A 14,098-nucleotide genomic window follows, 5' to 3' on the forward strand; every position below is an offset into this window, starting at 1 on the left:
TCGTCGCGGTGATCGAAGTTCAAGAACTGACCAAGAGGTACGGCGACGTCACCGCCGTGGACGGCGTGTCGTTCCGGCTCGAGCCGGGGGTCGTCAACGGGTTCATCGGCCCGAACGGCGCCGGCAAGTCCACGACGATGCGCATGATGGTGGGCCTGGACCGGCCGACGTCCGGCCGGTGCCTGATCGGCGGCCGCCCGTACCGGGACCTGGACGCGCCGCTGCGGTCTGTCGGCGCGCTGCTCGACGCGGAGGCGATCCACCCCGGCCGCAGCGGGCGTGACCACCTGCGGTTCCTGGCCCGCAGTCACGGCATCCCCGGTGGGCGCGCCGACGAGCTGCTCGAGATGGTCGGCCTGGCCGACGCCGCCGACCGGCGCGTCCGCGGGTACTCGCTGGGCATGCGGCAGCGGCTCGGCCTGGCCGCCGCGCTGCTCGGCGACCCGGCGGCGCTGCTGCTCGACGAGCCGGCGAACGGCATGGACCCCGACGGCATCATCTGGATCCGGTCGCTGCTGCGGTCGCTGGCCCGCGAGGGACGTGCCGTCCTGGTCTCCAGTCATCTGATGGGTGAGCTGGCACAGACGGCGGACCGCCTGATCGTGCTCGGCCGGGGCCGGGTGCTCGCGGACGCGTCGGTGGTGGAACTGCTCACCCGGAACGCCACCCGGACCGTTCGTACCCGCACCGACCAGCCGGAACGCCTGGAGAAGCTGTTACGCGACCACGACGCGGCCGTCGCCCGGCGTCCCGACGGCACGCTGGAGGTCATCGGGCCGGCCGCCGAGGAGATCGCCGTGCTCGCCCACCACGCCGGCATCCTGCTGTTCGAGAACGTCACGGTGGCCGCCTCGCTGGAGGACGCCTACCTCGCTCTGACCCGGGACCACGCCCGCCCTCTCGCCGGAGGTTCCCCGCGATGAGCAACACCACCGACGTACGCCTGAGCCTGTCCCGCCTCGTCGCGGCCGAGTGGCTGAAAACGCGTACCCTCCGATCGTCCTGGGTCTGCGCCGTCGCCGCGGTGGTCCTTCCGATCGGCGGGGCGCTCCTGCAGGGGCTGGCGTACAGCGATTCTGATTTCGCCGAGGGCATGACCGCCCGTGACGCCATGACCTCGGTGTTCTCCTGGTCCGCCGCCCTCGCGCAGATCTCGATCGTGGTCTTGGCGGTGCTCGTGCTCGGCTCGGAGTACACCGCGGGCGCGATCCGGGTGACATTCGTGGCCGCGCCGCGGCGGCTCACCGTGATGGCCGCCAAGGCTCTGCTGGTCGCGGCGGTCGCGGCCGTGCTGGCGGCCCTGTCGCTGGCCCTGGGGTACGCGACCGCCTTTCCCTTCCTGCACCATGCGTCCCTGACCGGCGTGCCGTTCGGCACAGTGCTGGGACTGATCGGCGGCGAGGTCGGATACTGCGTGCTCGTGGCACTGTTCGCGTTCGCCGTCACGCTCGCGGTCCGTAACACCGCGGCCGGGATCGGCCTCACGTTCGGTGCCGTCCTGCTGCTGAGGGTGGTGCTGGCCGTGCTCGACATCTGGGTCGCGTTCGACCTGACCAGCCTCGGGTTCGCCGTCGCCGCCGACCGGGTCCTGCACGATCCGCTGTCGGCCGCGCTGCCCGTCGTCCTCGCGTGGCTGGCTGTCCCGGCCGTGCTCGGCAGCGTCACCCTGGTCCGCCGGGACGCCTGAGTGATGGAGACCGGGGCGGGTCCGGTGCGGGCCTTCTGGGCGCGCCATCCCCTGCTGGGCAGCGGGATCATCGTGGTCCTCTGCTTCCTGACCGGGCTCGGCAGCGACGTGCTGCTGTGGGGCCCGGAGCGGGCGGACCCGTGGAGTCTGGCGCTCAACGCGGTGGTGGCGTTGTCGCTGCTGTGGCGCAGGTCCCTGCCCTGGATGGTCCTCGCGGTGGTGGTGGCCGGCGACGCGCTGGCCGGCAACACCCAGGTGATGGCGTTCGCGGTGGCGATGTACTCGCTGGCGGCGCACCGGTCGCTGCACGCCGTGACGGCCGGATCCGTGGGCTCTCTTCTCGTGCTCGGAGCGGAGGCGGTTCACCGGTCGGGTCGTGACGGACTCGGGGCGTTCATCTTCTTCTACGGGATCACCGTGATCGGGTCGGTGCTTGTCGGCGCGAACGTCGCGACCCGCCGCCGATACGTGCAGGCGCTGCTCGACCGGGCCGCTCAGCTCGCCCGGGAGAAGGAGCAGGAAGGCCGGTTGGCCGCGGCTCGGGAACGCGCCCGGATCGCTCACGACCTGCACGACATCGTCGCGCACAATCTGACGATCATGGTACGGCTGGCGGACGGTGCGACGGCGGTGGCCGACACCGACCCGAACCGGTCACGCAAGGCCGTGGAGCGGGCGGCCGAGGTGGGCCGGGAGGCCATGAGGGACATGCGGCGGCTGCTCGGTGTGCTCCGCGACGGGGCCCCGGACGTACCGGGTGATCTGGAGAGCCTGGTCGAGACGTTCCGGATCGCCGGGCTGCCGGTGACCCTGCGGCGCCGCGGCCCGGATCCGGTGTCGCCCGGCCTGCAGCGGGTCGTGTTCCGTACCGTGCAGGAGGCTCTGACCAATGCGCTTCGCTATGCCGATCATCCCAGTGAGGTCCTCGTCGACCTCGACTACACCGGCCCGATCCGGATCGCGGTCACCGATGACGGCCGGGGCACCACACCGGCGCCGTCGGTCGGCAGCGAGCAGGGTCTGATCGCGCTGCGGGAACGGGCTGCCCTCTACGGCGGCACGGTGGAGGCCGGCCCGCGGGCGGTCGGCTGGGCCGTGCGCGTGACGCTGCCCCTTTCCACCGAGGACACCGCTCCAACCGGGGACGCTGCTTCAACCGGGGACGCTGCTTCAACCGGGGACACTGCTTCAACCGGGGACAACGCTTCGACCGAGGACACCGATGACTGAGATATCCCTGCTGCTCGTGGACGACCAGGAGCTGCTCCGCGAAGGCATGGCCATGGTCCTCGGCCAGGCGCCGGGCCTGCGCATCGTCGGCGAGGCCGGTGACGGGCGGGCCGGAGCGCTGCTCGCCCGTGACCTCCGTCCGGACGTGGTCCTGATGGACGTCCGCATGCCGATCATGGACGGCATCGAGGCGACCCGGGACATCGTCACGCACTGCCCCGGCACCCGCGTGCTGATCCTGACCACCTTCGACCTCGACGAGTACGCGTTCAACGGCCTGCGGGCCGGCGCCAGCGGATTCCTGCTCAAGGACGCGCCATCGGCCGAGCTCGTCGCCGCGGTCCGCACCGTCGCCGGCGGTGAGGCGGTCGTCTCGCCGCGGATCACCCGCACCCTGCTCGACCACTATCAGGGCGCCCGCACCCCGGCGGCGGGCACGACGCTGGTGGACGACCTGACCGCCCGGGAACGCGAGGTGCTGGTGGCGATCGGCCGGGGACTGTCCAATCCGGAGATTGCCGGTGAGCTGTTCCTCTCCGAGTCCACCGTCAAGACCCATGTCGGCCGGGTCCTCGCCAAGCTGGGGGTCCGGGACCGGGTCCACGCGGTGATCTGGGCGCACACCCACGGCCTCGTCTGACCACACCGGAGCCGTTGACCGATATTCAGATCATCTTTATATTGGCCGCATGCCGAAGGCGATGCGCGAGCCTACGTTCTGGATCCTCACGGCGCTCGCCGGCGGGACCCAGCACGGTTACGGCGTCATCCAGCAGGTGAGCCACCTGACCGGCGGGCAGGTCACGCTGCTCGCCGGCACGCTGTACGCGGCGCTCGACCGGCTCGCCGTGGAGGGTCTCGTCGAGATCGACCGCGAGGAGGTCGTCGACGGGCGCACGCGCCGCTACTACCGTCTGAGCTCCGGTGGCCGCGCGGCCCTGACCGATGAGACCGAGCGCTTGCAGCGCAATGCCAAAACCGCAAGACAGCAGCTGTACGGTCCGAGCACCGCCCCCGCTCGAGAAGGGCTGAACCCGGCGTGACCGCCCACTGGGGATACCGGTTCCTGGTCCGGGCGTACCCGGCCGGCCCTCGGCGCGACGAGGTGCTGGACACGCTGCTGGCCCTCGGCCGCCGCGCGCCGTCATGGCGTGAGGCCGCAAACCTGCTCCGGCACGGCTTGCGCGCCCGGCTCGGCCGGCCGGCCTCCGGGGCGGTCGTGGCCGTTGCCCTGCTGGTGGCGCTGACCACCGGGTTCTTCGCCGCCGCGCTGAGCACGCGCGCCGCGTGGGAGGCGGTGCCCGACTATCCGTCCGGCGCGCGGCTCGCCGAGATCACCACGACGGTGTTCCCGTCGCTGCCGATCGAGGGCGGCCGGGACGAGGGCCGGGTGTTCCGCGACCCGACCGGGGACCATCAGTGGCTGGAGCCGTTCAACGAGGACTTCGCGTACGCGGGCTACAGCTTCGGGCCGGCCGGCATGTACGTTTCCGGCGACTATCGGACGTGGTTCGGCCAGGCGCGGCAGCGGCTGATCGACGCTGGCTGGACGGTCCGCGAGGAGTACCCGACGGGTGCGACCGACATCGCCTCCGGCCTGCTGGAGCCGAGCGGTCGTGCCTTGGTGGCCGAGCGTGGCCCGCTGTCACTGCACCTGGAGACGACGGTCGACGTGGTCGACACCCCGGCCGGCGAGTTCTACGCGCTGGCCTCACTGAACCGCTGGCAACCGGGCTGGGTCACCGCTGTCGGCGTGGTGTTCTGGCTGCTGGGCGGGCTGGCCGGCTGGCTGGTCATCGGCTGGGCGAGCCGGCGCACCGAGGCGGTGGGCGGGATGGCACGGTTCCTCAGCGCGGCGGCGACCATCGCGGCGCTGGTGTTCCTCACGCCTCTCACGCTGCTCGGCGTGATCGGGTTCGTGGCCGAGACCTGGCGCTTCGACCGGCCCGGGCAGCCGTTCTGGTCGTGGAGCATGGTCTGGGGTTACGGCTGCAACGCCCTGGGTGTGCTGCTGCTGATCACGGCTCTGATCATCGCGGTGGCCGGCGGCCGGGCCCGCCACGAGGAGCAGATCGGGCCCGACCCGCGTTTCCACAGGTCCGGCCCCATCTAGATCGGTTTTCCAGGACCCGGCGCCACTCGCGACTTCGCGTGGTCCACATCTCTCGTCCCGGAATCCTGATCAGCTCACCGGGTCGAGCCGGCGCGGGCCGCGCGCGGTGTATGCGGCGCCACCGGTGACCGCGAGGACCACACCGACCGTCAAGGCCGTACCGCTGTCCGCAGGCTGGCCCGCCCAGGTGAGCAGATACAGCGCGAACGGACCCGGTACGGCCGGGACACCGGCGGACACGCAACCCGTCACGACCGGCAGGGTCCAGGTGAGTCGCCTGCCGAACAGCACCGCGGCCAGGCCGGCCAGCCCGGTGAAGCCGGCCGCGTCCCGCAGGACGACGGCGACCGGAACCGTGGTCACCACCGTCACCACGGCGACCGCGACCGTGCCGATCGCGATCAGATGCAGCGCGCGGCGGGGCGCCCAGCGGATCGCCGCCGTCGCGTCCAGGGTGCTGTCCGGCCCACCGAGGCCGTGGCCGAGGACGGCGACGCCCAGCGCCAGAGCGAGAGCCGCGGCGGTCACGGCGTGCCGTGACCCGGCCGGGCCGGCGCCGAGCCAGGCGACGGCGGCCATGGCCGGCACCGCCCACAGCGTCCCGGCCGGCACGTCACGGGAGCGCAGGAACAGCGTGGCGGTCCTCACCGGCCGGCTCCGAGACCGAGGGCGCCGGCCTGGTCGCCGCAGGTCAGCCCGGCGGCGCGGACCGCGGCGACACGGCGTTGCTGCTCCTGGGCCGGCAGGGCGCGCAACCTCGTCCACATCGTGTCGCGCAGTGCCTGCTCGGTTGCCGAGAAGCCGGGGCCGGGGACCGGATGACTGCCGTAGAGCCAGGCGGCCGTCACCGCCCGGGCACGCAGCACGTCGAGGTAGGCGCTTTCCTCGTTGCGGACACAGAGCGGCGTGCCGGCACCCGCCAGCACGCGGGCGGTCAGCTCGGCCGGATCGTCTGTCGCTCCGAGGTTGTCGGTGTCCAGCCACGCTTCGGCGGCCGGCTGCGGACGGCCGAGGCCGGGTACCGCCTCGTGGACCGAGGTCGGCGCGTCCGGCAGCTCGGCCATCAGGCGCAACGCGTTCCGGGAGGGCGCGACGAGGTCCGGCAGCATCCGCCGGTGCGCTGCGGTGACGCAGACCCGTGGCCCGTCGTCCGTGGTGCAGACCTCGGTGACCGCGGCCGGGTCGATCGGGAAGGCGTTCTCCGCGGTGACGGTCAGCAACGGGGCGCCCAGCAGCAGCCCGAGCGCCGGCGGGACGACGGCGAGCACCCGTACGACCCGGTTCGTCGCGAGGTACAGCACCAGTCCCCCGGCGACCAGTCCCCCGAACCACCAGGCCTGGCCGGTGGTGACGACGCCGCCGACCTCCTGGAACTCGGAGATCGTGCTGGTGAAGAAGGGGAGCAGCAGGGCCGCGCCGGGCCTGGTGGCGTCGCCGATCTTGGTCGCCTCGATCGCTGCCAGAAGGCCGGCGAGGCTGCCCGCGCCGAGCACGGCCGGCGTGTAGGCGTACGGCAGCAGGCGGCCGGCACCGAGACCGAGGACACCCGCCGCGATCAGGGCCACGACGCCGACGGCGGTCACCGCCGGCCAGCCGCTGCCGGGATGGCCGGCGACGGCCGCGACCTTCGGCGCCCCGGCTGCCAGCACGAGCAGGTAGCCGGCGACCAGGCAGAGGGCCGTGGCGAGGACGGACGGCAGCAGCCGCCGCCATCCCGGAGCCGGTGTGGCGCCGAGCAGTTCCTCCATCCGGCTGCGCCGGTCCCGGCCGGCCTGCCAGGCGCCGGCGGCCACGGCCAGCGGCCAGAGAACCACCAGCATGATGCGCTGGAAGACGGCGAGCAGATTCCACTGCTGGTCCCAGAGGCCGGTCTGCCCGGTGAGCGCGAGAACGTACAGCCCGGCCACCCCGAGCACGGCTGTTGCGGCGCCGGCCAGCAGCGCGCCGGAACGGCGCAGTTCGATGGCGATGATGCCGGTCATCGGGCCACCGCCGACGCTGCCCGGTGCCGTTCGAGCAGGGCCGAGTAACCGCGTTCGATCGGGCTGTCCCCGGCGTCGGCTGGACCACCGGCAGCCGCCACGTCGTCCGGCACCCCGTGGAACACGATGCGGCCGGCATCGGCCAGCACAACACTCGAACAGGCCGCCGCCACGTCCTCGACGAGGTGCGTGGAGACGATCACGCAGGAGCGTTCGCCGAGCTCCCGCAACAGCGCCCGGAAATCGAGCCGCTGCTTCGGGTCGAGGCCCACGGTCGGCTCGTCGAGCAGCAGCAACCGCGGTTCGTTCACGATCGCCTGGGCGATGCCCGCACGGCGCAGCATGCCCCCGGAGAGCGCCTTCATCCGTGAGCCGGCCCGATCGGCCAGACCCACCCGGTCGAGCGCGTGCCGCACGGCGCGGCGGCGCCGCGGTCCGGGCACCTCCTTGAGCCACGCCATGTACTCGACGAACTCGGACACCGTGAAGCGCGGGTAGTAGCCGAACTCCTGGGGAAGGTAACCGAGGGCGCGCCGCACCTCCCGCAGGTCGGGCCGGGCGTCCATCGGCTGCCCGAGCAGCCGGAGCCGGCCGTCGTACGGGCGCAGCACGGTGGCCAGCGCCCGGATCAGGGTGGTCTTCCCGGCGCCGTTCGGGCCGAGCAGCCCGTGAACGCCGGCGCTCAGGCTCAGGTCGACGCCGTCGACGGCCAGGTGCCGGCCCGTTCTCACTCGCAGGCCTTCAGCCTGCACTGTCGTCGTCACGAAACTCTCCGCTCCTCGTCCGGTGCAGACTCGATCCTGCGAGCACGGGGCGGAGGCCCACCTCGGCCGAGTTACCGACCGGCCTCGCGGTGACTCGGCCGAAAGAACTACGGCCGGCCGGGAGAAACGTCGTACCGTGGGCTCCTGTGCTGATCATCTTTCCGGGACGCCGGGGACCGCAGCGGGTGGCGGCGGTCCTGTTCGCCGCCGTGGTGGCGGCCCTCGTCGTCGCCGAAGGACTCGACGGCCCCACGCTGCCCGCCAAGCTCGGCGTGATCGCCAGTGGGCTGCTCGCGGTCGCGGTGCTGCTGCTCGCCGAGGCCCGCCCGTCCGCGGTCGCCGCGGCCGCGGCGCTGTCCCTCACGGTCTCGGTCGCCTGCGCGCTGGTACCGGCGCTCCGGCTCGAGCACACATTCGGCATCGTGGAGTTCGCCGCGCTGTCGGTGACGGTGATCCGCCTGGTCATGCAGCATCCGATCCGGCGGGCGGCCGGTCCGGCCGCCCTGACCATCCTGGCGATCGGTCTGCTCCCGTTGCGGGTCTTCCTCCATCCGGTCAATGTGCGGACGTTGTCGCAGGACGGCGCCCTGGTCGCGATGGTGCTGACCGCGTGGGTGCTGTTCGTCGCGCTGCTCGGCCTGTACCTGCGCCTGCTGGAGCGCCGCCGGGTCGACGCGGACCGGCTGGCCCGGCAGGCGGAACGCCTGGATCAGGCCCGTGACCTGCACGATTACGTCGCCCATCACGTGACCGCGATCGTCGCGCAGACGCAGGCCATCCGGTTCGTCACCAGCTCGGGCGCCGCGCCTTCCGCCGAGGATCTGGACCGGCTGCTGATCGGGGTCGAGCAGGCCGGCGGGCAGGCGCTCACCTCGATGCGTACGCTCGTCGGCATCCTGCGTGACGAGACACCCGCGACCGCGCCCGCCCACGGCACCCTGGACGAGATGCTGACCGCTGTCACCGGCTCCCTGCCGCCCGGCCATCCCACGCCGGTGGTCTCCGTCGACGAGTCGCTGTCCCACCTGCGGCTTCCCGACGCCACTCTCGACGCGGCGCATCACACCGTCCTGGAGGCGCTGACCAACGTGTTGCGGCACACCACCGGAACCACCCGGATCGACATCGGTGTCCGGGTCCGCCCCGGCCGGTCCGGCCTGGCCGAGGTGTCCGTCCGCAACGACGGGCAGGCCGCCGTGTCGCCGTTGCCGGCCGGCGGGTTCGGCCTGACCGGGCTCAGCGAGCGGGTTCGCGCCGCGGGCGGTGAGCTGACGGCCGGGCCGGTCACCGGCGGCTGGCAGGTCACCGCGGTTCTGCCGATCCGGCCGGAGGCGCGGCGCACGGTGCGGGGACGGCGATGACCATCAGGCTTCTGCTCGCCGACGACCAGGACATGATCCGTACGGCGTTTCGCATGATCCTCGGCACGCAGCCCGACATCGAGGTGGTGGCCGAGGCGGCGGACGGTGAGACCGCGGTGGAGCAGGCCCGCCGGCTGCGTCCCGACGTGTGCCTGCTCGACATCCGGATGCCCAGGATCGACGGGCTCGAGGCGACCCGGCTGCTGGCCGGTCCGGCCGTACGGGATCCGCTCAACGTCCTCATCGTCACGACGTTCGACCTCGACGAGTACGTCTACCAGGCGTTGCGTAACGGCGCCTGCGGCTTCCTGCTCAAGGACACGTCACCGAACCTGCTGGTGGAGGCGGTGCGCGCGGCCGCCGCCGGGACCACGCTGATCTCGCCGGCGGTGACCGTACGTCTGCTGTCGCACCTCGCCCCCCGCCGCGGGGGCGAGCCCGAGCCGCCGGAGCCGCCGCCCACCGAGCCACTCACCGAACGTGAGCTCGCCGTGGTCCGGCTGGTGGCGCACGGGCACACCAACGACGAGATCGCCGGGCGGCTCTACGTGACGCTGTCGACGGTCAAGACCCACCTGGCCAACGTGCAGCGCAAACTCAGCGCCCGCAACCGGGTCGAGATCGCCGCCTGGGCGTGGCGCAACGACGTCTGTTCCTGAACGACGAGAAGGCCGTGACCCGTTCGCACGGGCCACGGCCTTCTCGGCTGGTCAGATCATCGCGCTGTCGCGGCGCGGACGATCAGGTCCGCGACGGGGCTCGGGTTCGACACGCCGACCGCGTGCGACGCCTTGCGGATCTCGACCGTGGCGCGTGAGCCGGCCCGGTCGGCCATCCAGCGCTGCGCCGCGACCGGGATGTTCTTGTCGGCGCCGGCGACGAGGAACCACGAGGGGATCTTCTTCCATGCCGGTTCCCCGGAACCCTCGCCGAGCGCCGCGTCGCGGATCGGCCGCTGTGTGACGGCCATCAGCGTGGCCTGCTTCTTCGACACGTCGGCGGCGAACTGCTGCCGGAACAGGTCCTGCCGGATGCTGAGGTCGCTGGTGCCGTCACCGAGCGGCACGGCGGAGAGGGTGTCGCCGAGGGTGCTGCCCGGGAACTTGTTGGACAGCTCGAGCGCGCTCTCGCCCTTGTCGGGTGCGAACGCCGCGATGTAGACCAGCGCCTTGACGTCCGGGTCGCCGGCGGCGGCGTTGGTCATCACCGCGCCGCCGTACGAGTGACCGGCGAGCACGATCGGGCCCGGCACGGAGTTGATGACGGTACGCACGTAGGCCGCGTCGGAGCTGAGCCCGCGCAGCGGGTTGGCGGCGGCGACGACCGGATAGCCCCGCTTCTGCAGCCGCTCGATGACGCCGGACCAGCTCGCGGAGTCGGCGAAAGCGCCGTGTACCAGCACGACGGTCGGCTTGGCCGGGGCGTGCGTGCCGGCCACGGCGGCACCGGAACCGGCGACCGACGCGGCGCCGGTGAGGACGATGGCGGCGGCGAGGGCCGCCACCTTGGAGATGCGGATGCGCATGATGCTCTTCTCAATCAGGTACGGAACATGAACTCGGGGCGCCTCGTCTGAGGTCAGGGTGCGATCTCCACCTGCAGTTCCACCTCGACCGGACTGTCCAGGGGCAGCACCGCCAGGCCGACCGCGGAGCGGACGTGGATTCCGGCCGGGCCGAAGACGTCGTGCAGGAAGGTGGAGGCGCCGTCGAGGACCCGGGCCTGCCCGGTGAAGGACGGCAGCGAGGCGACGAACCCGGTCACCTTGACGACCCGGACCACCGCGTCGATGCCGACCAGCGCGTCCACCGCCGCAAGAGCGTTCAGAGCAGCGGTACGGGCCAGGTCGGCCGCCTGCGCCACGTCGACGCTGTCACCGACCTTGCCGGTGATCGGCAGCGTCCCGCCGACGAACGGCAGCTGGCCGGAGGTGTAGACGTGGACGCCGGAACGGACCGCCGGGGCGTAACCGCCGACGGGTGTGGCGACATGCGGCAGCGTGATGCCCAGCTCGGTGAGCCGGTCGGTCCAGATCCCCATGGTGTACGCCTCTCGTGTCGCGGCCGGGTCGCTCTGCTGCGCCCCCTGATCGATCTCACCCGGACCGGGCGCAACGGAACACGCATCACCGCACGCAGAAATACTTCTGCGTGTTCAGACCGGCGCCGGGCCGCCCGGCTCCTCCGCGGCCAGCCGCTCCCGGGCGAACAGGCGGATCAGGTTGTGGAAGCGGTACCGGCCGTCGACGTGGGCTTGCAGGAGGCTCAGCTCGACCAGCTCGTCGAGGGAGTCCTCGATACCGTCCGGGTCCGCCGGGTCGAGCGTTCTCGCGAGCCGCGCGTCGAAATCCGGGACGGGCGCCGGCGACAGGCGGCGGAACAGCCGGCGCGCCCGCGGAGACAGCTGCGCGTAGGAGAGGTTGAAGGCAGCGGCGATCCGCAGATCCCCGGCGATGAGCTGGTCGAGGCGCCGGCTCTCGTCGGCGAGCCGGTCGGCCAGGTGTCGCACCGTCCACTGCGGACGGCTCATCAGCCGGTTACCGGCGATGCGCAGCGCCAGCGGCAGCCTGCCGCACAGCTCGGCCACCTCGCCGGCCGCCTCCGGTTCCCGGTCGCCGATGATGCGCCGCAGCAGCGCCGCCGCGTCCTCGGCCGGCAGCTGGGTGAGATTGAGCCGGTGGACGCCCTCCAGCCCGGCGAGCAGCCGGCGACTGGTGATGACGGTCAGCGAGGGACCGGGGCCCGGCAGCAACGGCCGTACCTGTGACTCGTCGGCGACGTTGTCGAGCACCACCAGTGCACGCCGATGATGCAGCAGCTCCCGGTACATGCCGGCCCGGTCGGTCTCGTCCGCCGGGATGTCCTCGTCGCGGACACCGAACGCGCCGAGCACCCGGGCGAGCGTCTCCGCGGCACCCGCCGGGCGGGTGTCCATCCCCCGGAGATCGACGAAGAGGGTCCCGCCGGTGAACGTCGTGCCGAGCAGGTGAGCCGCCTGCACCGCCAGGGTGGTCTTGCCGACTCCCGCGGTTCCGGAGACCGTCACCACCGGCGCGGCCGCCGGTGCCGGCCGCGCCGAGGTGGCGACCCGGCTCAGCCGCGCCAGCTCACGGCCACGGCCGGTGAAATCGGGCACCGGGCGCGGCAGCGCACACAAGCCGCCCGCAACGGCGGCCGGCGCACCGGCCGGCAAGGCGACCGGCACGGCGGCCGGCACGGCGGTCCTCACCATCGAACGACCGGCCCTGGCCGCGGACCGGAAAGCCGCTTGCTCGATCTCGGGCAACGCCAGCGCCTCGGCCAGCGCCTGGACGGTGCGCCGCTGCGGAACGACGCTGCGTTCCCGTTCCATGTCGCTGATCGCCCGGGCGCTGACTCCCGACCGCTCCGCCAGTTCTTCCATCGTCAGTCGGGCCCTGTGCCGGTGTGCTCGCAGCCGGCGGCCGAAGGTGTCGTTCATCGTGCGGGCGGGCCGTTCGTTCCTGTCGTCGGTCTCGGTCGGTTCGTCGGTCTCGGTCGGTTCGTCGGTCTCGGACCGTTCACGGATCTCGATCACGAGGAACGACGTGCGTGCGCCCTCGCGGTGTCGGGTCGCTGCGGCATCTCGCCGAGCACGCTGACGAACAGCGCCTCGCGCAGTGCCACCTCACGCGGGTCGTCCCACAGGTGGAAACCGAGCCGGTTCATGGCGTACGCGAATCCGATGCCCGTGTCCGGATCGGCGAAGCCGAAGGAGCCGCCCAGGCCCATCGTGCCGAACGCCGTGCCGGAGGAGGATCCGAAACGGAACGCGGGGAACGGCTTCACATATCCCAGGGAGTACTGCGTGGGCAGGCGCAGCACCTGGTCGGCGAGCCCCCGGGACGGGGTTGCCGCGGGGCTCTTCAGCGCATCCAGGGTCGATGCGGTGAACCCGAGCCCGGCGCCACCGGACGCGGCCTCGCCGTAGAGCCGCGCGATCGACCCCACCCGGCCGATGCCGTTGACGGCCGGGATCTCCGCGGCCTGCACGTCGGGCCGGTTGATGTTCTCCGGGACCCCGAGCACCCGCGGGTTCTGGAACGCCCGGGCGGTCAGGCTCCACGGGTTCGCGAACGCACACGCGAAGGCCGGCGGCATCGCGTTGATGTGCAGCATCATCTCCCAGGTCCGGAACCCGTGGATCCGGGCGATCCGGCTGCGATCGGCGCTCTCCGGCAGGCCGATGTGAAAGTCGAGGTCCAGCGGCGCGGCCACCTCCTCGGCGAAGAACCGGCCCAGGTGCCGGCCCTGCGGGTCGATCCGGCTGACGAGCTCGCTCTCGTACCAGCCGAGCGTCTGACCGTGATAGCCGTGACGCTCACCCGGCGTCCATGCCGGCCGCTGCTCCGCTAGCGCGGCGGCCAGGGTCGCCGAACCGGACAGGTCACGCAGTTCGAGCCGGCGGTCGAGCGCCGGCAGCCCCGCCTGGTGAGACAGCAACTGACGCACCGTGACGTCCGCTTTACCGGCCGCGGCGAACTCCGGCCAGTAGGCGGCCACCCGCTCGTCGTAGTCGAGCAGGCCGCGGGCGTGCAGGACGGCGACCGCCATCGACGAGACGCCTTTGCTCGTCGAGAAGACCGGCACCATCGTGTCGCGTTCCCACGGCTCGCGCGTCACGCCGTCGCGGTAACCGCCCCACAGGTCGACCACCTTCCGGCCGTGGCGATAGACCACACAGGCGGCGCCGACCTCTCGCCCCAGCGCGAAGTTGCGCCGGAACGCATCCGCAACCGGGCCGTATCCCTCTTCCACCGCACCGTGAACCATGGCGGACGGCACGTCCACTCTGAGCACCAACTCGACCTCTCCTTAACCGCGGGACACCCAAAACCGGCGGGACACCGGAAACCGCGGGACACCGAACGGTGGCATGGTGAGCAGAGCCGTACCAGGGACCGGCAGTCCCTGGCACACGGCACAACCCGAGGTCAGAAGCCA

General features: G+C 72.3%; 15 protein-coding genes. 8 read left to right on the plus strand and 7 right to left on the minus strand.

The features are described 5' to 3' along the window. The first annotated feature begins 8 nt into the window (after positions 1-8). Genes AMIS_RS39260 through AMIS_RS39285 form a run of 6 tightly spaced genes read left to right on the plus strand, consistent with a single transcriptional unit; the run spans position 9 to position 5,030 of the window. Complete coding sequence (locus AMIS_RS39260) at positions 9-923, plus strand: ABC transporter ATP-binding protein (protein WP_041830351.1); 915 nt, start codon at positions 9-11, stop codon at positions 921-923. Further along, positions 920-1,687, plus strand: coding sequence for an ABC transporter permease (locus tag AMIS_RS39265; protein WP_014448055.1), 768 nt, complete (start codon positions 920-922; stop codon positions 1,685-1,687). The genes AMIS_RS39260 and AMIS_RS39265 overlap by 4 nt, the downstream gene beginning before the upstream one ends. A gap of 3 nt (positions 1,688-1,690) precedes the next feature. Next, positions 1,691-2,917 carry a sensor histidine kinase gene (locus AMIS_RS39270; protein WP_014448056.1) on the plus strand — a complete coding sequence of 409 codons (1,227 nt, stop codon included), beginning with the start codon at positions 1,691-1,693 and terminating at the stop codon, positions 2,915-2,917. Next, complete coding sequence (locus tag AMIS_RS39275; RefSeq protein ID WP_014448057.1) at positions 2,910-3,557, plus strand: response regulator; 648 nt, start codon at positions 2,910-2,912, stop codon at positions 3,555-3,557. The genes AMIS_RS39270 and AMIS_RS39275 overlap by 8 nt, the downstream gene beginning before the upstream one ends. Before the next feature lie 49 nt (positions 3,558-3,606). Continuing rightward, entirely contained in the window at positions 3,607-3,960 is a 354-nt protein-coding gene (locus AMIS_RS39280) for a PadR family transcriptional regulator (RefSeq protein WP_014448058.1), read from the plus strand. After that, the gene (locus AMIS_RS39285; RefSeq protein ID WP_014448059.1) at positions 3,957-5,030 is read left to right on the plus strand and encodes a hypothetical protein; all 1,074 of its coding nucleotides are present in this window, start codon (positions 3,957-3,959) and stop codon (positions 5,028-5,030) included. The genes AMIS_RS39280 and AMIS_RS39285 overlap by 4 nt, the downstream gene beginning before the upstream one ends. 69 nt (positions 5,031-5,099) lie before the next feature. Here AMIS_RS39285 and AMIS_RS39290 read toward each other — a convergent pair whose 3' ends face one another. The 3 genes from AMIS_RS39290 to AMIS_RS39300 are packed head-to-tail and all read right to left on the minus strand — an operon-like array spanning position 5,100 to position 7,776. Further along, positions 5,100-5,678, minus strand: coding sequence for a hypothetical protein (locus AMIS_RS39290; RefSeq protein WP_014448060.1), 579 nt, complete (start codon positions 5,676-5,678; stop codon positions 5,100-5,102). Further along, positions 5,675-7,012, minus strand: a complete 1,338-nt coding sequence (locus AMIS_RS39295) for a hypothetical protein (protein WP_014448061.1) — start codon at positions 7,010-7,012, stop codon at positions 5,675-5,677. The genes AMIS_RS39290 and AMIS_RS39295 overlap by 4 nt, the downstream gene beginning before the upstream one ends. Next, positions 7,009-7,776 (minus strand): ABC transporter ATP-binding protein, encoded by a 768-nt coding sequence (locus tag AMIS_RS39300; protein WP_014448062.1) that lies wholly within the window; start codon positions 7,774-7,776, stop codon positions 7,009-7,011. Before AMIS_RS39300 ends, AMIS_RS39295 begins: the two co-directional genes overlap by 4 nt. Positions 7,777-7,922: 146 nt before the next feature. Here AMIS_RS39300 and AMIS_RS39305 point away from each other — a divergent pair, with 146 nt between their 5' ends. Continuing rightward, positions 7,923-9,137, plus strand: coding sequence for a sensor histidine kinase (locus tag AMIS_RS39305; protein ID WP_014448063.1), 1,215 nt, complete (start codon positions 7,923-7,925; stop codon positions 9,135-9,137). Then, positions 9,134-9,796, plus strand: coding sequence for a response regulator (locus AMIS_RS39310; protein ID WP_014448064.1), 663 nt, complete (start codon positions 9,134-9,136; stop codon positions 9,794-9,796). The genes AMIS_RS39305 and AMIS_RS39310 overlap by 4 nt, the downstream gene beginning before the upstream one ends. 56 nt (positions 9,797-9,852) lie before the next feature. On the opposite strand, the gene AMIS_RS39315 is transcribed toward AMIS_RS39310, so the two are convergent. The 4 genes from AMIS_RS39315 to AMIS_RS39330 all read right to left on the minus strand — a co-directional run bounded on the left by AMIS_RS39315 (position 9,853) and on the right by AMIS_RS39330 (position 13,954). Next, entirely contained in the window at positions 9,853-10,662 is an 810-nt protein-coding gene (locus AMIS_RS39315; RefSeq protein ID WP_014448065.1) for an alpha/beta fold hydrolase, read from the minus strand. A gap of 53 nt (positions 10,663-10,715) precedes the next feature. Next, entirely contained in the window at positions 10,716-11,177 is a 462-nt protein-coding gene (locus tag AMIS_RS39320; RefSeq protein WP_014448066.1) for a RidA family protein, read from the minus strand. 114 nt (positions 11,178-11,291) lie between these two features. Further along, entirely contained in the window at positions 11,292-12,692 is a 1,401-nt protein-coding gene (locus AMIS_RS39325) for an XRE family transcriptional regulator (protein ID WP_014448067.1), read from the minus strand. After that, complete coding sequence (locus tag AMIS_RS39330) at positions 12,689-13,954, minus strand: serine hydrolase domain-containing protein (RefSeq protein WP_014448068.1); 1,266 nt, start codon at positions 13,952-13,954, stop codon at positions 12,689-12,691. Before AMIS_RS39330 ends, AMIS_RS39325 begins: the two co-directional genes overlap by 4 nt. Positions 13,955-14,098: the final 144 nt, after the last annotated feature.

The sequence above is a fragment of the Actinoplanes missouriensis 431 genome, assembly GCF_000284295.1.
GTDB lineage: Bacteria > Actinomycetota > Actinomycetes > Mycobacteriales > Micromonosporaceae > Actinoplanes > Actinoplanes missouriensis.